The sequence below is a fragment of the Pseudorhodobacter sp. W20_MBD10_FR17 genome, assembly GCF_052119765.1.
GTDB lineage: Bacteria > Pseudomonadota > Alphaproteobacteria > Rhodobacterales > Rhodobacteraceae > Pseudorhodobacter.
The window spans coordinates 22,710-49,607 of record NZ_JBGQOQ010000011.1; the positions used below are offsets into that span (position 1 = coordinate 22,710).

At 58.0% G+C, this 26,898-nt stretch carries 27 protein-coding genes; 11 read left to right on the forward strand and 16 right to left on the reverse strand.

Features of this window, described 5'->3' with window-relative positions; translation table 11 throughout:
- Positions 1 to 16: 16 nt before the first annotated feature.
- Genes ACEN2J_RS09420 through ACEN2J_RS09435 form a run of 4 tightly spaced genes read right to left on the reverse strand, consistent with a single transcriptional unit; the run spans position 17 to position 3,152 of the window.
- On the reverse strand, positions 17 to 1,090 hold the full coding sequence (locus ACEN2J_RS09420) for a C4-dicarboxylate TRAP transporter substrate-binding protein (protein ID WP_442105276.1): 1,074 nt from the start codon (positions 1,088 to 1,090) through the stop codon (positions 17 to 19).
- Positions 1,091 to 1,134: 44 nt separating this feature from the next.
- Entirely contained in the window at positions 1,135 to 1,596 is a 462-nt protein-coding gene (locus ACEN2J_RS09425) for an OsmC family protein (protein WP_442105278.1), read from the reverse strand.
- Between the two features lie 9 nt (positions 1,597 to 1,605).
- The gene (locus ACEN2J_RS09430; RefSeq protein ID WP_442105280.1) at positions 1,606 to 2,271 is read right to left on the reverse strand and encodes a malonic semialdehyde reductase; all 666 of its coding nucleotides are present in this window, start codon (positions 2,269 to 2,271) and stop codon (positions 1,606 to 1,608) included.
- A complete protein-coding gene (locus ACEN2J_RS09435) occupies positions 2,268 to 3,152 on the reverse strand; it encodes a fumarylacetoacetate hydrolase family protein (protein ID WP_442105282.1) in 885 nt (294 codons plus the stop codon). Before ACEN2J_RS09435 ends, ACEN2J_RS09430 begins: the two co-directional genes overlap by 4 nt.
- A 90-nt stretch (positions 3,153 to 3,242) precedes the next feature.
- On the opposite strand from ACEN2J_RS09435, the gene ACEN2J_RS09440 reads away from it, so the two are divergent.
- Both ACEN2J_RS09440 and ACEN2J_RS09445 read left to right on the forward strand, forming a co-directional pair.
- Positions 3,243 to 3,629, forward strand: a complete 387-nt coding sequence (locus tag ACEN2J_RS09440) for a YciI family protein (RefSeq protein WP_442105283.1) — start codon at positions 3,243 to 3,245, stop codon at positions 3,627 to 3,629.
- 38 nt (positions 3,630 to 3,667) lie between these two features.
- Complete coding sequence (locus ACEN2J_RS09445) at positions 3,668 to 4,327, forward strand: GntR family transcriptional regulator (RefSeq protein ID WP_442105285.1); 660 nt, start codon at positions 3,668 to 3,670, stop codon at positions 4,325 to 4,327.
- Between the two features lie 83 nt (positions 4,328 to 4,410).
- On the opposite strand, the gene ACEN2J_RS09450 is transcribed toward ACEN2J_RS09445, so the two are convergent.
- From ACEN2J_RS09450 to ACEN2J_RS09460, 3 genes are all read right to left on the reverse strand, one after another.
- Positions 4,411 to 5,190 (reverse strand): COG4705 family protein, encoded by a 780-nt coding sequence (locus ACEN2J_RS09450; protein WP_442105287.1) that lies wholly within the window; start codon positions 5,188 to 5,190, stop codon positions 4,411 to 4,413.
- Positions 5,191 to 5,214: 24 nt separating this feature from the next.
- Positions 5,215 to 5,862 (reverse strand): hypothetical protein, encoded by a 648-nt coding sequence (locus ACEN2J_RS09455; RefSeq protein WP_442105288.1) that lies wholly within the window; start codon positions 5,860 to 5,862, stop codon positions 5,215 to 5,217.
- 106 nt (positions 5,863 to 5,968) lie between these two features.
- Positions 5,969 to 6,739, reverse strand: coding sequence for a phosphatase PAP2 family protein (locus ACEN2J_RS09460; RefSeq protein ID WP_442105290.1), 771 nt, complete (start codon positions 6,737 to 6,739; stop codon positions 5,969 to 5,971).
- Positions 6,740 to 7,046: 307 nt separating this feature from the next.
- On the opposite strand from ACEN2J_RS09460, the gene ACEN2J_RS09465 reads away from it, so the two are divergent.
- The gene (locus ACEN2J_RS09465; protein ID WP_442105291.1) at positions 7,047 to 7,721 is read left to right on the forward strand and encodes a winged helix-turn-helix domain-containing protein; all 675 of its coding nucleotides are present in this window, start codon (positions 7,047 to 7,049) and stop codon (positions 7,719 to 7,721) included.
- Entirely contained in the window at positions 7,718 to 9,064 is a 1,347-nt protein-coding gene (locus ACEN2J_RS09470) for a sensor histidine kinase (protein ID WP_442105293.1), read from the forward strand. Before ACEN2J_RS09465 ends, ACEN2J_RS09470 begins: the two co-directional genes overlap by 4 nt.
- Positions 9,065 to 9,171: 107 nt before the next feature.
- On the opposite strand, the gene coaBC is transcribed toward ACEN2J_RS09470, so the two are convergent.
- The 3 genes from coaBC to ACEN2J_RS09485 form a co-directional block, all read right to left on the reverse strand.
- Positions 9,172 to 10,371, reverse strand: a complete 1,200-nt coding sequence (coaBC, locus tag ACEN2J_RS09475) for a bifunctional phosphopantothenoylcysteine decarboxylase/phosphopantothenate--cysteine ligase CoaBC (RefSeq protein WP_442105295.1) — start codon at positions 10,369 to 10,371, stop codon at positions 9,172 to 9,174.
- Between the two features lie 179 nt (positions 10,372 to 10,550).
- Complete coding sequence (locus ACEN2J_RS09480; RefSeq protein WP_442105296.1) at positions 10,551 to 11,384, reverse strand: ChaN family lipoprotein; 834 nt, start codon at positions 11,382 to 11,384, stop codon at positions 10,551 to 10,553.
- Positions 11,384 to 12,259: an RNA polymerase factor sigma-32 gene (locus ACEN2J_RS09485; protein WP_442105297.1), complete on the reverse strand. Its 876-nt coding sequence runs from the start codon at positions 12,257 to 12,259 to the stop codon at positions 11,384 to 11,386. The genes ACEN2J_RS09480 and ACEN2J_RS09485 overlap by 1 nt, the downstream gene beginning before the upstream one ends.
- Before the next feature lie 69 nt (positions 12,260 to 12,328).
- On the opposite strand from ACEN2J_RS09485, the gene cobU reads away from it, so the two are divergent.
- From cobU to ACEN2J_RS09505, 4 genes are all read left to right on the forward strand, one after another.
- Positions 12,329 to 12,859, forward strand: a complete 531-nt coding sequence (gene cobU, locus ACEN2J_RS09490) for a bifunctional adenosylcobinamide kinase/adenosylcobinamide-phosphate guanylyltransferase (RefSeq protein WP_442105299.1) — start codon at positions 12,329 to 12,331, stop codon at positions 12,857 to 12,859.
- Positions 12,856 to 13,413: a histidine phosphatase family protein gene (locus ACEN2J_RS09495; protein WP_442105301.1), complete on the forward strand. Its 558-nt coding sequence runs from the start codon at positions 12,856 to 12,858 to the stop codon at positions 13,411 to 13,413. The genes cobU and ACEN2J_RS09495 overlap by 4 nt, the downstream gene beginning before the upstream one ends.
- An 82-nt stretch (positions 13,414 to 13,495) precedes the next feature.
- Positions 13,496 to 14,368: a glutathione S-transferase gene (locus ACEN2J_RS09500; protein WP_442105303.1), complete on the forward strand. Its 873-nt coding sequence runs from the start codon at positions 13,496 to 13,498 to the stop codon at positions 14,366 to 14,368.
- Positions 14,369 to 14,433: 65 nt separating this feature from the next.
- Positions 14,434 to 15,951, forward strand: coding sequence for a YifB family Mg chelatase-like AAA ATPase (locus tag ACEN2J_RS09505; RefSeq protein WP_442105304.1), 1,518 nt, complete (start codon positions 14,434 to 14,436; stop codon positions 15,949 to 15,951).
- A 164-nt stretch (positions 15,952 to 16,115) separates the two neighbouring features.
- On the opposite strand, the gene gshB is transcribed toward ACEN2J_RS09505, so the two are convergent.
- The 3 genes from gshB to rsmI all read right to left on the reverse strand — a co-directional run bounded on the left by gshB (position 16,116) and on the right by rsmI (position 18,402).
- Positions 16,116 to 17,057, reverse strand: a complete 942-nt coding sequence (gshB, locus tag ACEN2J_RS09510; protein ID WP_442105306.1) for a glutathione synthase — start codon at positions 17,055 to 17,057, stop codon at positions 16,116 to 16,118.
- Between the two features lie 74 nt (positions 17,058 to 17,131).
- A complete protein-coding gene (locus ACEN2J_RS09515) occupies positions 17,132 to 17,485 on the reverse strand; it encodes a YraN family protein (protein WP_442105307.1) in 354 nt (117 codons plus the stop codon).
- The gene (gene rsmI, locus ACEN2J_RS09520) at positions 17,482 to 18,402 is read right to left on the reverse strand and encodes a 16S rRNA (cytidine(1402)-2'-O)-methyltransferase (protein ID WP_442105309.1); all 921 of its coding nucleotides are present in this window, start codon (positions 18,400 to 18,402) and stop codon (positions 17,482 to 17,484) included. Before rsmI ends, ACEN2J_RS09515 begins: the two co-directional genes overlap by 4 nt.
- Before the next feature lie 86 nt (positions 18,403 to 18,488).
- Here rsmI and ACEN2J_RS09525 point away from each other — a divergent pair, with 86 nt between their 5' ends.
- Genes ACEN2J_RS09525 through murJ form a run of 3 tightly spaced genes read left to right on the forward strand, consistent with a single transcriptional unit; the run spans position 18,489 to position 24,073 of the window.
- Positions 18,489 to 19,667 carry a penicillin-binding protein activator gene (locus tag ACEN2J_RS09525; protein WP_442105311.1) on the forward strand — a complete coding sequence of 393 codons (1,179 nt, stop codon included), beginning with the start codon at positions 18,489 to 18,491 and terminating at the stop codon, positions 19,665 to 19,667.
- 30 nt (positions 19,668 to 19,697) lie between these two features.
- Positions 19,698 to 22,529: a [protein-PII] uridylyltransferase gene (locus ACEN2J_RS09530; protein WP_442105312.1), complete on the forward strand. Its 2,832-nt coding sequence runs from the start codon at positions 19,698 to 19,700 to the stop codon at positions 22,527 to 22,529.
- Positions 22,526 to 24,073 (forward strand): murein biosynthesis integral membrane protein MurJ, encoded by a 1,548-nt coding sequence (murJ, locus tag ACEN2J_RS09535; RefSeq protein WP_442105314.1) that lies wholly within the window; start codon positions 22,526 to 22,528, stop codon positions 24,071 to 24,073. The genes ACEN2J_RS09530 and murJ overlap by 4 nt, the downstream gene beginning before the upstream one ends.
- 211 nt (positions 24,074 to 24,284) lie before the next feature.
- Here murJ and ACEN2J_RS09540 read toward each other — a convergent pair whose 3' ends face one another.
- The 3 genes from ACEN2J_RS09540 to ACEN2J_RS09550 form a co-directional block, all read right to left on the reverse strand.
- Complete coding sequence (locus tag ACEN2J_RS09540) at positions 24,285 to 25,133, reverse strand: fumarylacetoacetate hydrolase family protein (RefSeq protein WP_442105316.1); 849 nt, start codon at positions 25,131 to 25,133, stop codon at positions 24,285 to 24,287.
- Between the two features lie 15 nt (positions 25,134 to 25,148).
- Complete coding sequence (locus tag ACEN2J_RS09545) at positions 25,149 to 25,892, reverse strand: SDR family oxidoreductase (RefSeq protein WP_442105317.1); 744 nt, start codon at positions 25,890 to 25,892, stop codon at positions 25,149 to 25,151.
- 116 nt (positions 25,893 to 26,008) lie between these two features.
- A complete protein-coding gene (locus ACEN2J_RS09550) occupies positions 26,009 to 26,893 on the reverse strand; it encodes a BadF/BadG/BcrA/BcrD ATPase family protein (RefSeq protein ID WP_442105319.1) in 885 nt (294 codons plus the stop codon).
- Positions 26,894 to 26,898 lie beyond the last annotated feature (5 nt).

Genomic DNA, 26,898 nt, shown 5'->3' on the forward strand with positions numbered 1-26,898 from the left:
TCGGGTCAGCGCAGTGTTACGGCTTGGACCAGTCGCGTGCACCGACAAAGCCATCGGCTGCCAGCTTGGCAAGATAGGCGTCCAGCATCTCTGTCCCCGGCTCACCGGCAGCGTTCAGCGTGGTGACCAGTTCTTGGGCAATGTTTGGCATAGCATTTGCCCAAGCGGCGCGCTGATCTTCGGACAGCTCGGTAATCTCACCACCGCCAGCGACAAATGTTGCCTCAGATTCCGCCGCGATATCCATGGCGATACCCGCAAGATGATCGCGGTAATCAATGGCGACAGCTTTCAGCACATCCTTCACCTCATCCGGCAGGGCGTTCCAATAGTCGGCATTCACGGTGACGGTTTTCGAGTTCACAGCGCCCAAGTTTGCCTTAAGCATAAATGGTGCAACTTCCGAGATTTTGAATGTTGCAGCCGCTTCTGGCCACAACAGCGCCGCATCAACCAGACCGGTTTGCAGCATGTTGTAAAAGTCGGTCAAACCGCCAACAACACCCGCCGCGTCTTTGATACCTTCAAGATAGCGCAGGTTCATACCGGCGCCAGCAACCTTCAGGCCTTCCATATCCGACACTTTGGTAATCTTGTTTTTCGAGAAAACCTGATAGCTGTCGAGCACAACGCCTGTCGCCAGATAAACCTGGTTTTGGGCCGCAAATTCGTTCTGCATTGCTGGATATTCGCGCGCGATTTCGTCAATCGCTTTGGCAACAGCGCGGGCATCTGACGACACGAACGGGGTAACCGCTGCAAGGCCTTGGCTCGGCAGTTTCGACGAATGGAAAATCGTTGTCACGATACCGATGTCACCCAGACCCAGCTGAATACCTTCCAACACGCCTTTTGGCTTTACGATAGAGCCGCCATAGTTTTCCTGCCAGTCCATGGCGTATGTGCCAGTTTCGGCCAAACGGCGGTCAACTTCAGGGATAAAGAAATTCGTAAATTCACGCACCCAAAGTGAGCGGTCAGGGTAGCCATCAATGACCACCGCGCGGATTTTTTCTTGTGCGACAACGGGCATCGCCGTCATGGCCACAAGCACTGCGCCGATCAGGCTGCGTTTGGTCCAATTCATCATTTAGATATCCTCCCAGATAGTGGCCGAATGGCCCGTTTTCAGGTTTAGTTTTCCACTTTCACCCAGTTTACCGTCAGGTCTGTGCCAGCAGCCGTAAACAGCTTTGCAATGGCACAATATTTCGCCGTCTCGGTTCCAACCTCCTCAAGTTGGGCCGATGTAGCGGGGCCGTTGCAGGCCACAGTCAAGGTGATCTCGGGGAACGGCACGTCGATCTCTTCTTCCATCAACACGCCGCGCCGGTCGAATTTGCAATCGGCGTCAATGGTGATTTCGCCCAAATCAACGCCCAAGCGCTTGGCGTTTTTATTCCCGATCACATTGGTGCAGGCGATCAAAGCCGCCAGCGCCATTTCCGTTGGTGTGGCCCCCAGATTGGTGCCGCCACGTTCCAGCGGCTCATCCACCACTACCGTCAAATCACGCACCGGAATTTCGGTGCGCGCATGGGTTGGACAGGCCGCCTTGGCGCGGTAGGTCACAACGGTTTTCATCTTAACAGCCATGTGCGCCCCCTAAACGACCGTGCAGACCTGATCGAAGGTGAAACGCGGCAGTTTTTGGAACAGCGCCGTTTCATCCGCATAGCCGATGTTGCACAAAAAGTTGGATTTCAACGTGGTGCCTTTGAAGAATTCTTCATCAACAATCGCGTTAGAAAAGCCCGACATCGCGCCCACATCCAACCCCAAGGCCCGTGCGGCGATCATCAAATATGCCCCCTGCAATGTGCCATTGCGATAGGCCGTATCGGCGCAATACTCTGGCTTGCCGTCAAACAAATGGCGGCGGTCTTCATGCGGGAACAAGAACGGCAGTTCTTTCCAGAAATCCATATCATAGGCGATGATAACGGTCACAGGCGCGCCCATCATCTTGGCCACATTCTGCGGCTTCAGCGACTTGGCCAGCCGCGCCTTGCCCTCAGCCGATTTCACAAACACAAAGCGCGCAGGCAATGTGTTCATACTGGTCGGGCCGTTGATGGTGATGTCATACATCTCTTGCAGCACGTCATCTGCGATGGGCCGATCTGTCCACGCATAATGCGACCGCGCATCCCGCAAGATCAGGTCAATCGCGTCTGCCGACAGGTGATCAATGCGCGACCGCAATGCACGGTGGTCGGCTTGGGCTTTGGCGCGCGCGTCCTCTAACGCTTTTCCGGTTGGTGCATTCATTGGGCAGCCACTTTCGCGTTGAAATCCACCTCATCCATAATCGGGCTAGAGCAAATGCCGATGCTTTCGATTTCGATATCCACAACCTCGCCGGGGATCAGCCAACGCGGGTTAGGCTTTTTCGCATGGCCAACGCCAGGTGGGGTACCCATGGCGATCATGTCACCCGCTTCCAGCGTGGTATATTCAGAAATGATTGCAATGGCCTGCTTGACCGACCAGATCATATTGCCGGTATTTGACGATTGCAAAATCTCGGTCCCAACGCGGCTTTCGATTTTCAGACCAGCGGCACCTGCGGGCAGATCTTCGGGTGTCACCACAATCGGGCCAATCGCGCCGGTGTTGTCAAAGTTTTTGCCCGGCGTCCATTGGTGGGTTTTGCGTTGGTAATCGCGCACCGACCCATCGTTGAACACAGTATAGCCGAACACATGGTTCAGGGCATCATCTTCGGAAATATGGCGACCACGCTTACCGATGATAACCATCAGCTCGGCCTCATAATCCAGCTTTTCGGAACAGGTCGGGCGTACCAACGGCGCACCGGCGGCCATGATCGAATTTTGGCTGCGCATGAACAGCGCAGGGTAATCAGGGATGTCATATCCCCCTTCTTTGATGTGGTCGGTATAATTCAACCCAAGGCAAATGATCGTTTCGGGCTTGGCGACCGGCAGTGCCGGTGTCAGCGAGGCAACCGGAACACTTGGTGCCCCCGCGATCTTTGCCGCCAGCGATTCGACCAACGCAGGATTTGCAATCACACCCATAAGATCGGCCCCAACCGATGCATCAAGGGCCGTCAAATTAACAGCATTTTCGCCGTTTACCAAATAGACGGCGGTGCCGCCCGAAGCTTTGCCTACCAGAAATTTCATGCTCAATATCCTTGTCAGTTCATCCTTTTTCTGCCTACTATATTTATGAAAGTCAATAAATATCGATATTTTTAATTTAGGGAGACGATCATGGTCGCATGGACAGACTATAAGGCTGAGGCGAAATCGCGCGGCGCTCTGGCGCTGGAACTTTATGTTGCAACAAGTATTCCAGCCAAAGCCTCCGAAGATGTTAAGGCATCCCTGCCAGCGCACCTGGCCTATCAGGCCAAGCTGGAAGCCGACGGATCGCTGGCCTTTGCAGGGCCGATGTCGGATGAGACGGGCGAACATATGCAAGGCATGGGGCTGATTATCTACCGCGCCGACAGCCTAGAGGCCGCCCAAGCCCTAGCCAAAGCCGACCCGATGCATCAAAGCGGCGCACGCGCCTACACGATGCGCCGCTGGATGATAAATGAGGGTTCTGTTTCGCTGCATGTCGGGTTATCAACTAAAAACATATCTATGACCTGAACCTGTTGTTGTCCTTAACTTCTTAAAGTGAGTGCGCCATGAATGTGATTGACGGCAAAGACGGCTCGGCAACGCGGATGGCGTATCTCACCCTGCGGGACATGATCTTGACGGGCGAACTGCCCGCGGGCAAAAAGCTTAAGATCGAGGATCTTCGCACACTTCTGGCAACGGGTGCGTCGCCCGTCCGCGAGGCGCTCAGTTTGCTGACCTCGGACATGCTGGTCGAACGAATCGACCAGCGCGGGTTTCGGGCCGCCCCTGCCAGCATCGCCAATTTTGATGAGATTCTGTCGCTGCGCTGTGCCTTGGATGACAAGGCGCTGCGGCAGTCGATTGCGGCGGCCACATCGGTTTGGGAAGAGAGACTGGTGCTGTCACATCACCGCATGAATCGCACCGCAGCCAACGACCCTGCAAGTTTCGAAGACGCGCATAAGATGTTTCACATGACCCTTTTGGACAACTCCGGTTCGCCTATGTTAGAACGGTTCTGCAGCCAACTGTATGACCTGAACATTCGGTATCGCAATTTGGCGGCTGACGGGCCGGACTATAAAAAACGCGACATTCCGGCAGAACACCAAGCGATTTTGGACGCCGTCATCCGCCGCAAAGCTGATGAGGCATCGGCAGCCCTTTTGAACCATTACCGCCGCACCGGCGAATACCTGATGGGGCAATTGACCAACCTTTGATTTTGGCCCCCAGCAGTGGCCCCGCTTCCCAACGAAAAGAAAGGGCGCACCACCGCACGCCCTTTTTTTTGCGTCGGGCGTGATCACGCGTTCGGCACGATCTCTTGCCCCTCACGGGTCGCGGACATGTAAATCACGATGGCAACCATAGCAGATAGGAACATCGCGCTGGTGATGATGGTGCCAAAGCCAAGCCCGCCGTATTCACCAGGTTGCGACAGCAAATCCCCAAAAGACGCGCCAAGCGGACGGGTAAAAATATAGGCAATCCAAAAGGCCCAGACGCCGTCAAGTTTCAGGACATAGTAACCTGCGGTAATCGACGCAATGATCATGCCAAATAAGATGCCGGTTGCCATATAGCCCAGGGCGAAATGTTCGGCCACAAGGTCACCTGCCGCCGTTCCCAGCGCAAAGGTAAACAGGATGGCAAGCCAATAAAACATCTCGCGCTTTGTGGTAAAAATCGCGTGGATGGACAGCGTGCGCTCTGATGCGAACCAGACCGCAAAGGTCGCCGCTAAAGCGCCTGTAAAGAACAGGGTTGATGTGACCAGCGACACACCAAAGTTATCGACAAGGTTATCGGTGACAAGCGTGCCCACGATGCTGATCAACACCACGGCCAGCCAATAAGACCATGGCACATAGCGCTTTTGCGCGAATTGCAGCACCAATGCGCCGATCAGAATCGCCGCCATCAACAGCGATGTCATGGTTAGCCCAAGGCCAAGATTGACGGCAAGGTAATCGGCGGCCGTCTCGCCCATGGTCACGGCCATCAGCTTGATCAGCCAAAAATCAACAGTAACAGCAGGAACGCGATTATAGGCCAACGGTTGGGAAAATGCAGGACGGTTCATGTGAGTAATCCTTTCAAACGGCGATTATTTGGCAAGTAACGCAAGCGCTTGGGCGGAAAACCCATCCGCGCGGGCATCATCATCGGCGTTGCAGCGTTCCAACGCTTTGGTCTGAAAATCAGTAGCTTGCGCCAAAACATCGCCTGCAAGTTTGCCCGATGCCAACTCCGCAGCCACGTCTTTCAGCATCACCTCACAGGGCAAAGCGCGGCCGATTTCATCGGTGGTTGCGATGCCTGCAACGGTGGCCACGCCTTTGGGCGCATGGGTCGGCTGCAAGGACGGGTCGGCCAAGGCAATTTGCAAATCGGCCAATGTTCCGACCACGCTGCTTGCATCGGGGGTTTTGGCCCGCAGCGCCGAAAGGGCGGCATCGGCTGCATCATCAATATTGCCCCAATAGGCCTTGTTGATCGGGCGCAGGGTTCCGGCGGCCTCATCCCATGCGGATTCGAAATCAGTGATGCGCTTTTCGGCAGCGGTAAAATCGCCGGTGGCGCTGATGCTTTCCACATCATTGATGATAGTCACAAAGGCCGACATATCCCCAAGGTTTGGGCCTGCGGATGTGGCGGCCTGAACCGCAGCAGCGGGGGCCATCATCAGATAGAAGCCTGAAAATACAGCCACAGGCGCGGCAATCAGCGCAACACTAAGCATAAGGTTTCGCATTGTTTTGATCCTTGAGGGGAAAACGGTTTTGAAGGTTTACGCAGCGGGTTTGCCCGCTGATCGTTTGGGTCTAAGCGCCCGATCTAACCGGCCGCTGCCTGCTAGGTTACAACGCTGTAACCTTGCTGGGGCTAGTACGGCTTTCCGGCAGGTCGGGACCTGCGGACAGCCGCAGCGCCAAGGCCAAAACAACGGCAGAAGACAAGATAGCGGAAAACACCACATCGCTTAGGAAATGCGCCCCAACAACGATGCGGAGCGAAGAGCCGAACACCGCCAGCCCCCATATCGCCCAAAGCGACGGCACGCGCCATTTTGCCGCCAGCATTGGCACGAAAAACAGCGCAGCAAGGGTGGCGCAGGTGAACAACGCGCTGGTCTCGCCCGACACAAAGCTGCAGGCGCTGTGGCACTGCCCGCCCAATTCAAACGGAGAGGTAAACCCGAGCGTCCCGCCAAAGGCGTCGATATGATAGGGCCGCGCGCGCGCCCAAAGCGGCTTAATCATCCCGTTGACCAGCACAATCGGGATAATCAGATAGGCAAACGCGCTAAACCCGGCAATCTGGCAAAAGGCACCGCGCCCCTTTCCAGGAGCCTTACGCAGACGAATCACCAGCCAGCACGCAAGCAGCAACAAAATAGTCCCGTTTGTAACTATGATGAAAAATTGGCGCACATCTTCCCACAGCATACTTGGCCGCAGGGGAAATCCATTCGGGCCGCCAAACAACGCGCTGGTTGCAAGATCAAGGCGTGGAAACAGTGCAAACATGGCTATCGCCAGCACAAATGCCACGCCCACCCCATAAAGCCCACGGCGGGTGGCCGCGCGGTTAAAGCCAAAGCCCGAGGATGTCGTTAAGGTCTGCGCCATTCTAATGTCCGTTCAATTGTGTCTCGCAACCCTATGAAAGGATAAGATGCGTGGCGCATTAAGGAAAAGTTACAGTTTTGTAATCCGCGCGGTGCCACTGGCCGCCACAGACACATTGCAAATCTGTAATCCACCTGACAGGCAATTCAGTAAACTGCGCCCTATGCCTGCACAGCATGGGGGTGAAAGGACGCGATGACTAAGGATGATGAACACACCTGCGACAAAACCTGCGCCATGTTATAATGCCTCGAAGCGATCCGTCGTCAGCGCTTGCGCCGCCGAATCCAAAAAGAAAGAAGTGTTGATGAAAATACTCGTGCTGGAAGATGATAAAACCACCGGCCCCTACATCGCCGAAGGGTTGCGCGAAGAGGGGCATTCTGTCGATCTGTTCGCCAATGGGGCAGATGGTTTGGTGCAAGCGATGGTTGGCAGTTATGATGTTTTGGTCGTTGACCGGATGATGCCGGGCCTTGATGGCATAAGCCTTGTCAAAACCCTGCGCGGGGCGAAAAACCGCACGCCGGTCTTGTTTCTAACCGCAATGGGGGGCGTGGATGACCGGATTGAAGGGTTGAACGCAGGCGGCGATGATTACCTGATAAAGCCTTTTGCCTTTGGTGAACTTTCTGCACGCATCAACGCCCTTGGCCGCCGCCCCCAAATGGCCGAAGAACCAACAATCTTGCGCGCCCGTGATCTGGAACTGAACCTTTTAACCCGCAAAGTCACCCGCGCGGGCAAATCCATTGATTTGCTGCCGCGCGAATTTGCATTGCTAGAGGTGCTGCTGCGCCGCAAGGGCCGCGTGCAAACCCGCACCATGCTGCTCGAATCCGTTTGGGACATTCATTTTGACCCGCAAACGAACGTGGTCGAAACCCATGTCAGCCGCTTGCGCGCCAAGGTAGACAAACCGTTTGATGTGGATCTGATCGAAACGCTGCGCGGTTCCGGCTATCGGATTGATGCGGCATGACCCCCCGCCGCATCGTTGTTTCAACGCCTTTGCGTTTGACGGGCATCTTGATTGCCGTCTTTCTAGCGCTATTGTTGATTAGCTTTGCCGCGTCTTATCTGGTCATTCGCAACAGTTTTGACGCGGAGCTGCGGGACCAGATAGAGCAGCGAACCAGCCTTTACAGCACCATGCCCGCCGCAGATTTTTTGACCCAGCTTTCCCAAGATATTGCCGCAGCAGACCCCGAAACCATTATTCTGGATTACACGCCCACCAATGGCCCCCGCCTGTCAAATGTTGAGAACATGCCACCCGTTCAAACCCTGACCGTGGTGGCGGAGGGCGCGATTAGCGGCAAAGGCGTCGAAGACAGCTACCTTGCTGAAAATTTCGCCATCGCGGGCGGGCGTCTGACAATCGCCCTTAGCCGCGCGCAACTGGTTGATACAGGCGAGATTTTTTTAACAGTTCTGGCAATCTGCTTGCTGCCGACCCTTGCAATTTCGGCGGCAGTCGGCCTGTACTTTGCCAAAGATGCCAACGCGCGGATTACGGCAATCAGCGACATGTTACAGCGGTTCGGGCTGGGGGATCTCTCGGCCCGCGTCGCCCTTAACCCTGCCGAGCACGATGACCTGTCCGAGATTGGCCTCGCGGTAAACCATATGGCCGCCGCACAAGAGGCCGCGATGGCCGCCCTAAAGCAAGCGACCACCGACATTGCCCACGACCTGAAAACCCCAATTCAGCGCGTGGCCCTGACGCTGGACCGCCTGCAAAACCGGACCAACCTGTCGCCAGATCAGGCCGCATTTGTTGCGTCTGCGCTGGATGAAACCGACCGCATCGCCAAAACCTTTGACGCGCTGCTGCGCATTGCCCAGATCGAAGGCGGCACTTTGCGGGAACGGTTTCAACCTGTCGACCTCAGCGCCTTGGCCGCCGATTTCGTCGATGTGTTTGAGGCCTCGGCCGAAGAAAGCGGCCACACGCTGCGACTGGTGGCCGAAGCAGGGGCGATGGTTTCGGGCGATCGTGATTTACTGGGCCAAGTCATCGCCAATCTGATTGAAAACGGGTTGCGGCATGTGCCTGCGGGCGGTGACATTGCGGTTATGGTTGAAAAGACACGGGCGGGTATTGCGTTGCGCGTGGCAGATAACGGCCCCGGCATTCCGGCGCAGGAGTGCAGCAACGTCTTGCGACGCCTCTACCGTTTGGAAAGCAGCCGCACCACTGCAGGCAACGGCTTAGGGTTAAGCATGGTTGCAGCAATCAGTGATCTGCATGGCGCAGAGCTAATCTTATCCGACAACGCGCCGGGTTTGGGTGTCTCTCTGCTTTTCCCCAAAACCACATGACCGCGCCACCTGCCCCGATAAAGTGCTAAATCCGGGTCATCCTGCAAAACGCCTCTCATCCGTTTCCAAATATCCCTGCCAGAGGCCGCATTTTTGAAAAAAATGCGTCACATCTCCAGCGTTTGCGCAATCCGCGCTGCCAATTTTTGCGCGACCTCCGCCTTGCCCATCCGTGGCCAACTTTCGGCCCCACTGTCCGAGATTACCGTCACCGCATTCTCGGCACCGCCCATGATCCCCGTTGCGGGCGAAACATCATTGGCAACAATCCAATCACAGCCCTTGCGCAAACGTTTGGCCGTAGCATGGGCGATCACATCATCCGTCTCGGCGGCAAAGCCGACCACCAACGCCGGACGGCCGGTTTTCATCTGTGAAACCCGCGCCAAAATATCCGGGTTCTCAGAAAATTCCAACGCGGGCGCCTTGCCAGACCCATCTTTTTTCATTTTATGCCCTGCCGCATTGGCCACCCGCCAATCGGCCACCGCCGCGGCAAACACGGCCGCGTCGGCAGGCAGGCCCGCCTCGACCGCTGCCAACATTTGCGCCGCTGTTTCAACGCGCTGCACTATGACGCCTTCGGGCACGGGCACCGTTGCCGGACCCGTTACAAAGGTCACCTTTGCTCCCAAATCGCGCAAGGCCGCCGCAATCGCCGTACCTTGGGCACCCGAAGACCGGTTCGCGATATAGCGCACCGGATCAATCGGTTCATGCGTTGGCCCCGACGTCACCAGAATATGCTTGCCCGCCAATGGCCCCAGCGTAAAGTTGGCCTCAATCGCGGCCACAATTTCCAGCGGCTCGGCCATCCGCCCAGGCCCGTATTCACCGCAGGCCATGTCGCCGTCATTCGGGCCAATGATGCGAATACCATCGCCGCGCAGCGTGGCCAAATTGCGCTGGGTCGCGGCGTGTTGCCACATCCGCACATTCATCGCAGGCGCAATTAACACAGGCGTATCGGTCGCCAAAAGCAGCGTAGAGGCCAGATCATCCGCCCGCCCGTGCGCCATTTTCGCCATCAAATCCGCCGTTGCAGGGGCCACCACGATTAAATCGGCCGATCGAGACAGCTGAATATGCCCCATCTCGGCCTCATCCGTCAGGTCGAACAAATCGCGGTAGAGTTTTGACCCTGCCAGCGCCGACACGGAAAGGGGCGTCACGAACTGCTCACCCGCGCGCGTCAGTACTGGCGTCACACTCGCCCCGCGTTCACGCAGACGCCGAATAAGATCAAGCGACTTAAAGGCCGCGATTCCGCCGCCGATAACCAATAAAATGCGTTTGCCTGCCAACATGGGTATTCCGTCCGTTCTTAAGTTGGATCCACCCTAGCGCCTATTCTGACCGCTGTGAAACGGTTTTGCGAAACGCCAAGGAGGGGCCTTGCGCCCTCTTGGCCTGACGGCCAATCCACCAAAGGCGCCATTTTTGAAAGAATGCACCGATCACGATCTTTGAGCCGAACAGAAAGCGATTAAGGTTTTTGGAACGCCTTGCACGGGTCTTCGCGTGGGGTCGGTGCCGTCACGATCCAACGGTCAAAGGGCGGCGCGTCATTCGCCTCGCCTTCCAATTGCCCAATGCTGAACACTGTCACATCGGGTGCTGCCACTGCCAGTGCTGCGGGAATGCCGCGCAACCGGTCTGCGTGGCCAGAACCGGTAATCACTACTACTGGCCCACCGGTATCATGCAATGCGGCCAGTGCCATTTTGGCAAAGGCGGCGTCGCGCAGACGCTGCGCTTCGACCATCCCCGATAGCATTTCGACCGGTAGAGCATCGCAATGGGCGGCCATCTGATCCGCCTCGCGCGCGGATTGCTCGGAAGCGAGTAAGGGTTTTCCAAGACCATAGAGTGCGGCATCGGTGCCAAACACAGCAGCCGCGCCGTCATTAATCGCGCGGCGTACATCGTTGCGGTCCAGCGCCGCGCCATAGATATTGGCGTCCCCCAAGGCGGTAAAGATTGGGTAATACATCGAAAATGCAGGCCAGCCTGTGCCGTCCCAGCCCAAAGCGGCCTGAAGTTCACCCTCATCGGTGCGGCTTACGCCTTGTTTTAATTTTACCTGCGCCGAGATTACCTGCGCAGGCGTTAACATCTCAAACACCACAGCCTTGGGGGCCCAGCGCGCGACCAGTGTTGCTTGGGTCAGGTGGTGGGTTGGGTTGTCATGGATTTCGCCCAAGATCACGATCTGGGCTGGTGCCATGGTAGGCAGATCCGCAACGCCCACCTGTTGCGCAAGCGCAAATCCCCCAAGAACCGAGGCAACAGCCGCCAAAAAGATCGTGTTATATGTCATCACAAGAAATGATGCACCTCGCGGCTGCGGGTTTCAAGACTGCGCCGCAGCTTTACATAGGCCGCAGCTTCCAACTGCCGCACCCGCTCTTTTGACAGGCCGAGTTCAGCGCCGAGCGCCTCTAGCGTGCGGCCTTCTTCGCGCAGTTTGCGCTCAGTAATAATGAACCGTTCACGCGGGGCCAAATCGCCCATGGCGCCAATCAACCAATCGCGCAAATGCGCACGGTCGTGGCTATCTTCGACCACGTCAGCGGCCTGCACGCCGTCATCTTCCAGAGCATCAATCCACTCACGCCCTTCATCCTCGGACGATTGTGTGGCGTTCAACGAATAATCCGAACCGCCAAGCCGCCCGTCCATCATTTCAACATCTTGCACCGACACGCCAATTTCGCTGGCCACTTTGGCGCGCAATTGATGCCCGTCAAGCACCTCACCTCGTTTTCCCGCTTCACGCTCGACCTTGGCCTGCACACGGCGCAGGTTGAAAAACAGCGCCTTTTGGCTGCTGGTTGACCCTGTCCGCACCAAAGACCAATCGCGCATCACATAATCCTGAATGCTCGCCTTGATCCACCACATCGCATATGTCGAAAACCGCACTCCACGGTCTGGATCAAACTTTTCAGCCGCTTTCATAAGGCCCAAAGACGCCTCTTGAATCAGATCATTCATCGGCGCGCCATAGCGGCGAAACTTGGACGCCATGCTGATCGCCAGCCGCATATAGGCCGTGATCAACCGGTGCAGCGCTGCCTCATCGCGGTGGTCGCGCCACGCATAGGCCAAACGCAACTCTGTCTCAGCATCCAAAAGTTCCGCCTTCATCGCTTGGCGTGACATTGTTTGATCGCTATATCCGGCCTGTGCCATTCTACTTCCCCAAGAGTTAACACTTTTATACTGTTTCTACGCAGCCCCCCGTCGATTGGATCAATCCGAGTGCCAAAAAATACGCTCCACGCCCTTACAATCGTCACAGGTGGCGCTAAGTCAGGCAAATCACGATATGCAGAGGGGATCGTGATCGCCACGGACCGACCGCGCTTCTACATCGCCACGGCGCAGGCTTGGGATGCTGAAATGCAGGCCAAAGTCGCTGCCCACCGCAAAGATCGCGGCGACAATTGGCACACGATTGAGGCCCCGCGCGATGTTGCGGCAGCCCTTGCGCAGGCCCCCGCAGAGGCCGTGGTGCTGCTAGATTGCGCCACGATGTGGCTGACCAATTGCATGTTGGCAGATGCCGATCTGGCGGATGAGTCGGCCACCCTGCTCACAGCGCTCGCCGCCTGCGCCGCCCCCGTTGTGGTGGTCACGAATGAGGTAGGCTGGTCAATCGTGCCAGATAACCCCCTCGCGCGGCGGTTTCAAAATGCCCAAGGCCAGCTTAATCAACAGCTTGCCGCCCAAGCCGACCGCGTTATCGCCGTCATCTCTGGCCTGCCATTGGCCTTAAAAGGAGCGCTATGACCAAGTTTCATTTCGTCCGCCACGGGCCGACCCATGCCAAAACGCTTGTCGGCTGGTCCGATTTGCCCGCCGATTTGTCTGATACTGCTGCCATCGCGCGGCTCTCGGATCACCTGCCCGATGCGCCCGTCATCTCGTCTACCCTGCTGCGTGCCACCGCCACCGCGGATGCCATTCAGGGGCGCCGCCCCCGCCTGCCACATGACGCTGACTTGCGCGAAATTCACTTTGGCGACTGGGAGTTACAGCATTTCACCGAAGTCGAGGACCAAGCACGCATCCGCCGCTTTTGGGAGGAACCCGGCTCCATCGCCCCGCCAAATGGCGAAAGTTGGGATGTGGTTTGCGCCCGCGTGAACACCGCGATAGACCGCCTGATGGCCCATGATACCATCATCATCGTCGCCCATTTCGGCGTGATCCTGACACAGGTGCAGCGTGCCCTTGGCATTGGCGGCTATGAGGCGTTCAGCCATAAGATCGACAACCTGTCCGTCACTGACATCACCTATGACGGCGCGTGGTCTGCCGGCCGCATCAATCACATTCCGTGATGGATCGGCGCACAAACCAGCGTTTTTCTTATCGTATCGCCGCCGCTAAAACACCGTGAACCCCGCCCATAAGGATACGAAAATGACCTACGACCTTGCCATCGGTGATCGCGCCTATTCTAGCTGGAGCCTGCGTGGCTGGCTGCTGTTTGATGCCTTTGGCATCCCGGTCAAAACCCAAGCGGCGCGGCTTTATACCGATGAATTGCCCCAGCTCTTGGCGCATTTTCAACCCGCCCGCACCGTCCCCGTGATGCGCACGCCCGACGGTGTTGTCATCCCCGACAGCCTTGCCATGGCCGAGGAACTGGCCTCGCGTCACCCCGATGCTGGCCTGTTGCCAAGCAATCCGGCGGCCCGCGCCGTGGCCCGTGCTTTGATGGCCGAAATGCACGCAGGTTTTACCGCCCTGCGCAGCCATTGCCCAATGAACCTGCGCGTCAGCTATAGTGATTGTCAGCCCTCCGAGGCGGTGATCGCCGATCTTACCCGCCTGCAATCGCTCTGGGCTTGGGCGCGTGCCCAAACCGGCAGCAAAACCCCGTGGCTCTGCGGTAATTACTGCGCCGCCGATGCATTTTTTGCCCCCGTTGCGGGCCGCATTGCAGGCTATAACCTGCCTGTAGGCAATGACGCCGCCGCCTATGTCGCAGCTCATCTGGCGCACCCCTCGTTCCGCCAATGGCGTGCCATGGGCCACGCGGACGGTGCCGACCAAGACAATTACTTCCGCACTTACCCCCGTGGCCCATGGCCAGGCCCCACTCCGCTTGCTGCCAAAGCCGTGGAAACCGGCCCATCTGTTAACACCACCTGCCCATATTCCGGCGCCCCTGTGACGCATTTCATGGAGTTAGATGGCCGCATTTGGGGCTTTTGTAACGGCTTTTGCCGCGATAAAACCGTAGCCGACCCGCAGGCTTGGCCAAAATTCATGGCCCTCTATGATTCTTAAAATCGTTTACACTTCGTAAACCATTGCCCCGCTACTGATTAACTAAGGTTAACAGGAGTCGGGCAATGGTCGCACGGGCCTATACAGTCGCGTTTGAGGGCGTCGAGGCGCGGATGGTCGAGGTGCAATGCGCCCTTGCGCCAGGATTGCCGCATTTCGGCATCGTCGGGTTGCCCGACAAGGCCGTGTCCGAGGCCCGCGAACGCGTCCGCGCGGCCCTTGCCTCAATGTCCATCGCCCTGCCGTCAAAACGTATCACTGTTAACCTTTCCCCCGCCGATCTGCCCAAGGAAGGCTCGCATTTTGACCTGCCGATAGCACTCGCCCTGCTGGCCGCACTCGAAATCATCCCCCGCGATGCTGTCGAAAACACGGTGGCACTGGGCGAGCTTTCCCTCGACGGCCGCCTCGTTCCTGTCATCGGCGCACTCCCCGCCGCCATGGCCGCCGCCGAGGAAGACCGCAGCCTGCTGTGCCCCCGCGCCTGCGGCCCCGAGGCGGCATGGGTCGGGGCCACCCAAGTTCTTGGTGCCGCGACACTCGACGAAGTCGTGCGCCACTATACCGGCCAAAGCCCGATCACTCCGGCCGAGGCGGGTGAGGTGCAATCCCAAGGCCACAACCGCGATTTCGCCGATGTCAAAGGCCAGGAACGCGCGAAACGCGCGTTGGAAATCGCCGCAGCCGGACGTCATCACCTTTTGCTGGTAGGCTCCCCCGGCTCTGGCAAATCCATGCTCGCCGCCCGATTGCCCAGCATTTTGCCGCCTCTTTCGGCAACCGAGGCGCTCGAAACCTCAATGATCCACTCACTCGCGGGGCTGCTGTCTGAAGGCGGCATATCGCGTCAACGACCATTCTGCGAACCGCATCACACCGCGTCCATGGCGGCAATCGTCGGCGGCGGGCGCGGCGCAAAACCGGGGCAAATCAGCCTTGCCCATAATGGCGTGCTGTTCATGGATGAGTTTCCCGAATTTCCCCGCAACGTGCTGGAAACCCTGCGCCAACCGTTAGAGAATGGTGAAGTGGTAGTCGCCCGCGCCAATGCGCATATCCGTTACCCCTGTCGTTTTTTGTTGGTTGCCGCCGCGAACCCGTGCAAATGTGGCTATCTGGCAGACCCCGCCCGCGCCTGCGCCCGTGTTCCCCTGTGTGGCGAAGACTACCTCGGCCGGATTTCTGGCCCGTTGATGGACCGCTTCGATCTGCGGGTCGAGGTGCCGCCCGTCGCCTATTCCGATCTTGACCTCCCCGGCACGGGCGACAGCTCGGCCACCATTGCCGCCCGTGTGGCGGCCGCCCGCGCCGTGCAAACCAAACGCTATGCAGGTTTGCCTGACGTTCGGGTCAATGCCGAGGCCGAGGGCGCTTTGCTCGACGATATTGCCAAACCTGATGCGGACGGCAAGGCCCTATTAGCCCGCGTCGCCGAACGTTTTGGCCTCTCGGCGCGCGGCTATCACCGCGTCTTGCGAGTCGCCCGCACCGTCGCCGATCTTGACCATTCCACCGGCGTCCACAGCCCCCATATCGCCGAAGCTGTCAGCTTTCGCCTTGCGATTGGGCACAGTGAAAAATAGGCGCATCAGAACAGGCCTTTCCGGCGATGCTGACTTTGCACAGCCTTACCCAATATTTGGACCCGTGCTTGGCTGGGCCTGGCCCAGCTTTGGCCTGCCCCTTACAAAGCAGGATAGGCAAACAGCAGCGCCACAAAAACCAAACGGTCAAATCACGCCGAAACCTAAGCCCGCTTTGCCTCAAGCACCTCCCAGATTTTGGCGGCGGTATTGGTGCCATCGAATCGCTCCAACTCCTGTATGCCAGTGGGAGAGGTTACATTGATCTCGGTCAACCAATCGCCGATAACATCGATCCCCACGAAAACCTGACCATTGTCTCGCAACGTCGGTCCGATCCTCTCACAAATCTCGCGGTCACGCGCGGTCAGCTCCACTTTTTCGGCACGCCCGCCGACATGCATATTCGACCGCGTCTCACCCGGTTGCGGCACGCGGTTAATCGCGCCGACCGGCTCGCCGTTCACCAAAATCACCCGTTTGTCGCCCTTGGAAACAGCAGGCAAAAACTTCTGCGCGATCAAAGGCTCGCGGTTAATCCCCGAAAACAGCTCGTGTAAAGAAGACAGGTTGCGATCATCAGGTCCCAAGCGAAACACCCCCGCCCCGCCATTTCCATAAAGCGGTTTCAGAATAATATCGCCATGTTCCGCCTTGAACTCACGAATCATCGCCAAATCCCGCGCGATCAGTGTCGGCGGCGTTAAATCCGGAAAGCGCAAAACCAACAGTTTTTCCGGAAAGTTACGCACCCAAAACGGATCATTGACCACCAAAGTCTTGGGGTGGATCATATCCAGTATATGGGTTGTTGTTATATAACCCATGTCAAACGGCGGGTCTTGGCGCAGCCACACAACGTCAAAATCAGCGAGATCAACCTCAATCTCGTCGCCATAACTTACATGGTTTCCCTTCTCACGGCGCAACTCAATCGCATAACCACGCGCAACAACGCGCCCCTCACGATACGCCAATTTATCAGGCGTATAGAAGAAAAGAGAATGCCCCCGCACCTGCGCCTCAAAGGCGATCCGAAAGGTACTATCGGCGTCAATGTTCACAGATCCGATCGGATCCATCTGCAAAGCGACTTTAAGGCTCATGGCGCATCCTTTTATGTGACGTCCCTACTTGCCGTATGGTTTCACGCCTTGCAATCCATCATCACGAAATGTTTTTAGCCTTGGAATGCATTTTCCAACACTTCAATGCGCCCATACGCATCCACGAGCGCCACATCAAACCGGCATTCCGTCGCTTGCCCTGCCGGCTCACCAGCCAAAAACTCGGCCGCTGCTGCATAAATCCGCACCATTTGCCGAGAGGTCAAACGCGCCGCGGCCTTGGCATGTGTGGCTGCCTTTTTCACCTCGACAAAAACAATGGCAGCCCCATCGCGCATGATCAAATCAATCTCCCCCGAAACACCCCGCCACCGCGTTTCTGCCAAAACTTGGCCACCCTCAAAATACCGCCGTGCCACAGCATCCTCGGCCGCAAGCCCCGCCCGATAAGAAACCAATCCACTCATTCTTCGTCCTTTTCCTGATTTAACCGCAACGCAAGTTGGTACACGTCACGTTTTGGCAAACTCAGCTCAAGCGCCACATCGGCAGCAGCATCCTTGACTGATTTCTCAGCCAAAACAGCCCGCAACCGATCTTCGATACTGCTGGCATCCAACTTTTGCGCAACAGACCGTCCAACCAAAACAACAATTTCACCTTTCACAGCCCTGCCATCAAATGCGCGCACCAAGTCGCCCAAACTGCCGCGCGTCACCTCTTCGAATCGCTTGGTCAGTTCGCGGCACACCACCGCTTCACGCTCTTCCCCCCAAAGATCCAACATTTCACCTAATAATCGGTTAATTCTCTTCGGCGATTCGTAAAGAATTAGTGTCGCTTGCACGTCACCCAGCTCTTTCAGCATCTTTGCCCGCGCCCCTGCTTGTGTGGGCGCAAAGCCTGCAAACAGAAACCGGTCACTTGGCAGGCCCGAAACCGTCAGTGCCGCCAACACGGCCGAGGCACCAGGGGCCGCCAAAACCGTCAATCCTTCGGCAATCGCCGCGCGCCCCAACTGAAACCCAGGGTCGGCGACCAAAGGCGTCCCCGCCTCGGAGGCATAGGCGACAGACTTTCCTTCAGCCAGCGCGCGCAACAGCTTGGGCCGCATCATTTCACCGTTATGGTCATGATAAGCAAAGACATGCCGATCCCCCAGCGCCACACCGTGGATCTCCATCAGGTGCCGCAACGTCCGCGTATCTTCGGCTGCCAACACATCGGCCTTGGCCAAAATGTCCAATCCTCGCAAGGTTATATCCCGTGCTGCGCCAATCGGGGTTGACACAAAATACAATCCCGGTGCCAGCGGCCTTGGGTCGGGCCGAAACGCGCCGACCTTGTAAATTTCACCCGATGCATCACTTTGCTCAGAACTCATCGACCTGCCCCCTTCGAAAGTTTACTTCATTCCCCGAACCGCATAGGGTTATCCCGTCTGCTGTACCACCGGAATAAGGGTCCCGTATGTTGTCGTTTTTAGAATCCGCCCGCAAGTCATTGAAAGCTGTTGCTGTTGCGACGGCGACCTTGGCCGTTGCAGCCTGTCAACCTGTCAGCGTGGGGGGCGGCGCTGGCCCTTCGATTGATACGACGGCTGCGGTGCCTGTTGCACTTTTGGTCCCCAGTGGTTCGGGTTCGGCGGGTGATGACGTTCTGGCGCGGTCTTTGGAAAATGCCGCACGCCTGGCGATTGCCGACCTTGGCGATGTCAAAATCGATCTTCGGGTTTACAGCACAGCCGGCAAACCCGCTGGCGCCCAGGCTGCCGCTATCAGAGCCGTTGATGAAGGCGCAAAAATTATCCTTGGCCCCGTTTTTGCCCAAAATGCCAATGCGGCAGGTGTGGCTGTTGCCTCTCGCGGTGTGAACGTTCTGTCATTTTCGAACAACACTGATATCGCTGGCGGTAACGTCTTTGTCCTTGGGCCAACCTTTCAAAACACCGCCGATCGGCTTGCGTCTTTTGCCGTTGGCCAAGGCAAGCGCAACATCATGGTCGTGAATGACCGCACTGCCGCGGGTGAAACCGGGCGTGCGGCGATTGAACGTGGCGTTGCCAATGCAGGTGGCTCGGTCGTGGGGCGTGTGGCGTATGAGTTCTCGCAAAACGGCATCGTCAATGCAGCCCCCGAAATTGCGGCACAGGTCCGCAGCTCGGGTGCGCAGGCTGTGTTTATGACGGCCGATACCGCTGGCGCATTGCCCTTGCTGACACAACTTTTGCGTGACAACCGGATTGACCCCTCGGTCGCCCAGTTTATCGGCTTGACACGTTGGGATATTCCGACGGCAACCACATCCCTGCCCGGCGTCCAAGGCGGCTGGTTCGCGATGCCCGATCCGGCACTGTATCAGCAATTCCAAAACCGCTACCAAGCCGCCTTTGGCGAGCAGCCTCATCCGATTGCAGGGCTTGCCTATGATGGCATTGCCGCCATTGGTGCTTTGGTCAAACAGGGCAATTCCGGTGCGCTGACAACGCAAGCGCTGACACAAGCCTCGGGTTTTGTCGGCGTCAGTGGCATCTTCCGCCTGCGCGGTGATGGCACCAATGAACGTGGTCTGGCCGTAGCACAGATCCGCAACAATCAGGTGGTTATCATTGATGCCGCCCCTCGCAGCTTTGGCGGTGCTGGGTTCTAACCCAGCCCACCACTTAGACGGATACATCCTATGCCCCGCACAAAAGCGGCCCAAGCCATACCCGCCGGACCTTCGGCGGGTATCCCCTTTCCCAGCTTGCCCGATCTTGGCTTTGATGACCTGATCCTGCCGCCCGATCAGATCGTTGATCCCCAAGCCCTGTTTGATCGCATTGGGGCCGACATCACCAATGCCGAACAAAGCGCCGGGCGCGAGGCCCGCGCCATTGCCGTGCAGCACATGGCCGAGGCCCGCACAGCCGCCAACGCGCGGCTTGAACAGGCGTTCTTGCAAAACCCGCGCGAGGCCCGCGGCCTTATCCGCGCGAATGCTTGGCTGACCGACCGGATCGTCAGCACAGCATTGCAGGTGGCCACCACATATCTGCACCCTTTGCCCAACCCCACCGAATCCGAGCGCATCGCCGTTGTCGCTGTGGGTGGCTATGGCCGCGCCGAAATGGCACCGCATTCAGATGTCGACCTGCTGTTTCTGACCCCGTACAAGGTAACCCCTTGGGCGGAATCGGTCATCGAATCCATGCTCTATATGCTGTGGGATTTGAAACTCAAGGTCGGCCATTCCACCCGCACCGTGCGCGATTGTATCCGCCTTGCACGCGAAGATATTACCATCCGCACCGCCCTGCTGGAACGCCGCTTTCTGGCTGGCGAAGAGCCACTGGCCCAAGATCTGCGCACCAAGCTGTGGTCCGAGCTGTTTCGCAAAACCGGTCCCGAGTTTATTGAGGCCAAACTGATCGAACGAGCCGAGCGTCACAAACGCCAAGGCGGCCAGCGCTATGTTCTGGAACCCAATGTCAAAGAGGGCAAAGGCGGCCTTCGCGATCTGCAAACCCTGTATTGGATCGGCAAGTACCTGCACGAAGTTCGCACCGCCTCGGGGCTGGTGCAAGCAGGGCTGCTGACCCAAGATGAATATGACATCTTTGCCACCGCCGAAAATTTCCTCTGGGATGTGCGCTGTCATTTGCACTACATCACCAACCGGGCGATGGACCAGCTGACCTTTGACCTGCAAGTCGAAGTCGCGGCCCGCATGGGCTATACCGATACCACAGGCCGCCGCGCCGTTGAATATTTCATGCAAGACTACTTTCGCCACGCCACCCGCGTGGGCGAGCTGACGCGCATCTTTTTGACCCAACTTGAGGCGCGCCACGCCAAATCCGAACCCGCGCTGATCGGCCTGTTCCGCCGCCGCAAAAAGCTGAAATACGGCTTTGCGCTGGAACAAGGCCGCATCGTTTTTGGCACCGGCGGTGATTTCAAAGCCGATCCGCTGAACCTTATCCGCATCTTTGAGGAGGCGCTGCGCACCGGCTATTTGATCCACCCCGTTGCCATGCGCGCGATCACCGCCAACCTGCACCTGATTGACGAAGATCTGCGCACCAACCGCGAAACCCTGCGCATCTTTCACGATCTGTTGCTAAAGCACGGCAACCCCGAACGCAGCCTGCGCCGGATGAACGAGCTTGGCGTGCTGTCGGCCATTATCCCCGAGTTTGAGCCGATCGTGGCGATGATGCAGTTCAACGTCTATCACCACTACACTGTGGATGAGCATACGATACAAACCATTTCCACCCTCGCGCAGATTGAACGGGGCGAGTTGATCGAAGAGCTGCCGCTGTCGTCAAACATCCTAAAAGAAGGCGTCAACCGCAAGGTCATCTACACCGCCCTGCTGTTGCATGACATCGGCAAAGGCCGCCCCGAAGACCACTCGATCCTTGGCGCGCAAATCGCCCGCAAAGTCGCCCCCCGCCTTGGCCTGAACGCCGAGGAATGTGAAACCGTAGAATGGCTGGTGCGTTATCACCTGCTCATGTCAGATGTCGCGCAAAAGCGTGATCTGTCCGACCCGCGTACCGTGCGCGACTTTGCCAAGCTGGTGAAAACCCGCAAGCGGCTTGATCTGCTGTGCGTGCTGACGGTATGCGATATTCGCGGCGTTGGGCCGGGAACATGGAACAACTGGAAGGCGATGCTGCTGCGCCAGCTGTACCGTGATACCACCACCGCGCTGGAAAGCGGGCTGGAAACCCTGAACCGCGAAAACCGCGCCGATGCCGCCAAAAAACTGCTGCGCGAAAAGCTGTCTGCATGGGATGCCAAAGCTATCCGCGCCGAACTGAGCCGCCACTACCCCGCCTATTGGCAAGGGCTGCCGACCGAGACCCAAGCCGTCTTTGCCACGATGCTGCAAAACATCACCCCTGATGAGATCCGCATCGACCTGCACCCCGATGCCGACCGTGATGCCACCCGCGCCGCCTTTGCGCTGGCTGATCACCCCGGTATTTTCTCGCGCCTTGCCGGTGCCTTGGCACTGGTCGGCGCGAACGTGGTCGATGCCCGCACCTACACGTCCAAAGATGGCTGGGCCACCGCCGTTTTCTGGCTACAAGACAGTGAGGGCCACCCGTATGAGGCTGCCCGCCTGCCCCGCCTGCGCAGCATGATCGAGAAAACGCTGAAAGGCGAAGTTGTCGCCCGCGATGCGCTAAAAGACCGCGACAAGGTGAAAAAGCGCGAACGCGAGTTCCGCTTTCCGACCCATATCACCTTTGATAACGAAGGCTCTGAAATCTATACGATTATCGAGGTCGATACCCGCGACCGCCCTGGCCTTCTCTACGATCTGACGCGCACGCTGGCGGCCAATAACATCTATATTGCCTCTGCTGTGATCGCGACCTTTGGCGCGCAAGTGGTCGACAGCTTTTATGTCAAAGACATGTTTGGCCTGAAACTGCACACCACGGGCAAACAAGAGGCGTTGGAACGCAAACTACGCCAAGCCATCATTGATGGTGTCGAGAGGGCAAAAACATGACGCCAATCAAATTGGTTTCCGGCTTCCTCACCGTGGGGGGCTGGACGCTGGCCAGCCGTGGGGTGGGCTTTATCCGCGATGTGATGATGGCGGCCTATCTGGGCACCGGCCCCATGGCCGAGGCGTTTTTGATCGCGTTCTCCCTGCCCAACATGTTTCGCCGCTTTTTCGCCGAGGGCGCGTTTAACATGGCCTTTGTGCCCCTGTTTGCCAAAAAGCTAGAGGCGGGCGACGATCCGCACGGCTTTGCCCGCGATGCGTTTTCGGCCTTGGGCGCGATATTGATTGTATTCACCATCATCGGCACCATCGCGATGCCCGCACTGGTCTGGGCGATGGCGTCGGGCTTTGTCGGCGATGCGCGGTTTGATCTGGCGGTGGAATACGGGCGCATCAGCTTTGTCTATATCCTGTTCATCTCGCTTGTCGCACTGCTCTCGGGGGTGCTAACCACGCTTGGCCACTTTACCGAAGCCTCGTTTGTGCCGGTCCTGCTGAACCTGATCTTTATCGCGGCGATGCTTATCGCGGGGTATATGGGCTGGGATATGGGCATCACGCTGGCATGGACTGTGCCAGTCACGGGCGTGGCACAGTTTGCCTTTGCATGGTTCTGGGCGCGCAAAGCAGGCTTTGCCCTGACGCCCCGCTGGCCCCGTGTAACCCCCGAATTGAAACGCCTTGCCTACATCGCAGCGCCCGCCGTACTGGCCGGCGGCGTGGTGCAGATAAACCTGCTGGTGGGTCGGCAAGTCGCGTCGTTCACCGAAGGCGCGGTGGCGTGGCTTAGCTATGCCGACCGGCTGTACCAACTGCCGTTGGGCGTTGTCGGCATTGCCATCGGCACCGTTTTGCTGCCCGACCTGTCACGCCGCCTGCGCGCGGGGGATGAGGCTGGTGGCCAAAACAGTTACAACCGCGGCACCGAATTTGCACTGGCATTGACGATTCCCTCGGCGGTGGCGCTGGTGGTTATCGCCAATCCCCTGATTTCAGTTCTGTTTGAGCGCGGCGCATTTGATGTGTCAGACACCAACCCAACCGCATTGGCGCTGGCCATTTACGGCATCGGCCTGCCCGCATTCGTTCTGCAAAAAGTGCTGCAACCCCTCTACTACGCCCGCGAAGACAGCCGCCGACCGTTCTATTTTGCGGTGATGTCGATGATCGTTAACCTTGCGATTGCAGTGGGGCTGTTGCCGATTATCGGCTTTGCTGCCGCTGCATGGGCCACCACGCTGTCCGGCTGGGTCATGGCGCTGCAACTGTGGAACGGAGCGCGCAAAATGGGTCAGGCTGCACAATTTGACGCCCGCCTGCGCCGCCGCACCCCGCGTATCATTGCTGCCGCCCTGCTGATGGGTGCCACGCTGTTCGGCATGTCTGTGCTGCTAGATCCGGCCTTGCATACCCCCGGCTGGCGCTATGGCGCGCTGTTGATGCTCATCGCCTCGGGCGCGATCAGCTATTTCGGCTTTGGTTCCGCCATCGGTGCCTTTGCCATGTCTGATTTCACCGGTTCTCTGCGCCGCAAACGCGGCTAAGGGCCTCTCCCGCCATTCGTTGACGCATGCGCGTCGCCTCAATGTTGGGCCCGGCCGCAAACCTAACGGTTTGCGGCGACAGCACTTGTGAAACACCGCTCCCTAAGCTGCATCATCACGCGACCCAACGGCATTAAAAAAGCGGCGGCAAAAGTTTCCCCTTCGCCGCCGCCCCTGTTTTTAGCCGTTCAAAACGACCCTTCCCAACCCCTTAGGCCGGATCTGCGATCACATCCTGCCGCTGCTGGCCCAAGCCCTCAATCGACAGCTCGATCACATCGCCAGCTTTCAAATATTGCGGCGGCTTCATACCCATCCCAACACCCGGAGGAGTGCCAGTTGAAATCACATCACCCGGATGCAGCGTCATAAACTGGCTGAGATAGGCCACCACATGCGCGACCCCGTAAACCATGGTTTTTGAGGAGCCGTTCTGCATTTTCTTGCCATTCACGGTCAGCCACATGCTGAGGTTTTGCGGGTCTGCAACCTCATCCCGCGTCACCAAATACGGGCCGATCTGGCCAAAATTGTCGCACGATTTGCCCTTGGTCCACTGCCCTGCGCGCTCGGTCTGAAACGCCCGCTCGGACACATCGTTTGACACGCAATAGCCTGCGACATAGTTCATCGCATCGGCCTCGGTCACATATTTACACTTGGTGCCGATAATCACACCCAGCTCAACCTCCCAATCAGTCTTTTCCGAACCACGCGGGATAATTACGGGATCATTCGGGCCGCAAATCGCGCTTGTGGCTTTCATAAAGATCACCGGCTCGGGCGGCACAGCCATACCGCTTTCGGCGGCATGGTCGGCATAGTTCAGACCTATACAGATGAATTTGCCAGTGCCAGCAACGCAGGCCCCCAGCCGTGTTGCCGCATCGACCACTGGCAACGACAAAGCATCAATCTTGGCCAAACTCGCCAAAGCCGCATCGGTCAGCGCGCCGCCGCCGATATCAGCCACATGGGCCGACAGGTCGCGGATCGTACCATCCGACGCCAGAATGCCCGGTTTTTCCTGCCCCAACGGGCCGTGACGCAACAGTTTCATAGTGGTTCCTTTCGGTTAAACGTTCGACCAGCCGCCATCAATAACTTGGGCGGTGCCGGTGGTCAGGCTGCTGTCATCTGATGCCAGATAGACAACCAAATTCGCAATCTCTTCGGGGGTGCCCAGCTTACCCATCGGCTGGCGGGCCATAAACATTGCACGGCCTGCGGCATAGTCGCCGTTACCCAAATCCCGCATACGTTGTTCCAGCGACGGGCTGTCAATCGTGCCCGGGCAAATCGCATTGCAGCGGATGCCTTGGGTGATGAAATCGGCGGCTATCGCCTTGGTCATCCCGATCACGGCGGCCTTGGTCGTGCCATACACAAACCGGTTTGGAGCGGCGATAATGGAAGACGCCACCGACGACATATTCACAATCGACCCGCCGCCATTCGCCAGCATTGCAGGCAAAAACGCGCGCGTCACACGGTACATCGCGGTCATGTTCAGATCGACGCTAAAGGCCCATTGGTCCTCATCGCAATCCAAAATCGTGCCGTGGGCCACAAATCCTGCGCAGTTGAACAGCACGTCAATCGCGCCTACTCGTTCCGCCATCGCCGTCACTGCTGCCGGGTCGCGCACGTCAAACAGATGCGTCTGTACCCCTTCGGCGGCCAGCGTGGCCAAGGTATCGGGGTTGATGTCGGTCGCAATCACCTCTGCGCCTTCGCGCGCCATCGCAATCGCTACTGCGCGGCCAATCCCTTGCCCTGCGGCTGTCACAAACGCCCGTTTGCCTGAAAGTCTGCCCATGTTAACCCTCCCCGAAATCAGCCCGCCGATGCGGTACCATACCAGTTTACAAGGGCTATGATTTTGGTGCCCGAGTCAACCGCAACTCAGCATTTTGGTCAGAAACATTTGCCAAATCACGCCAAACCCCGAGCAAGCGCCCGTGCATGCCCCTGCGCAAGCCGCACCGCGCCATCAACGCCTTGGCCCTTTGGCGCAACAATCGCGCGTTGCACATGTTTGGGCAAGAACGGCGCGTAATGCGGACCAACTCCGCCCGACAGGCACAGCACGTCGGGCGCAGCAAAGCCCATAACCGCCAGCGCGCGCGCCAAATAATCCGCGCCGTGCTGCATCAGCGCCCCCCCCACGGCATCTCCTGCCTGTGCCGCCGCTACAACATCAGGCGCAAAGCCTGCGTAATCGGCAGGCCGCGCCGTGGCGGCAAAGGCGACTAAACCGCGCGGATCATGGTGGAAACGTGCAAAACAAGCCTCGGTTAGTGGCGAAAACGGCTCCATCCCGTCATGCGCCAACAAAACCCGCTGTAGCAACGATCGCCCCAGCCACGCGCCCGATGCGTCATCCGACAGCTGCAAGCCCCAGCCGCCAATTCGCAAGGACCGCCCGCCGCGACGGCCTGCAATAATCGTGCCTGTCCCCAAGGCGAGCAAAACCCCATCGGCACTGCCCAAAGCACCCTCAACCGCGATTACATGGTCTTCGGTCACAGTGATCTTTGCAAAGGGAAATTCGGCAGCCACGCGGGCGGCATCTTTTGCCGATTGCACCCCCGCAAGGCCAAAATGCGCCACACCGCCCATTAGGTCGGGCAGGCAAAGCCCCATATTTGCGGCCGCTTGCGACAGCGCCGCACGCACGCTGGCAATAGCGAAGTTAAAATCAGAGGTCACATTTGCGGGGCCACCCGTGGCTTGCGCCAAAACGCGGCCCCTAGCATCGGCAATGGCGATGCGGCAGCCCGTGCCGCCGCCATCACAACCAATAACAAACGACGCCATGCTTA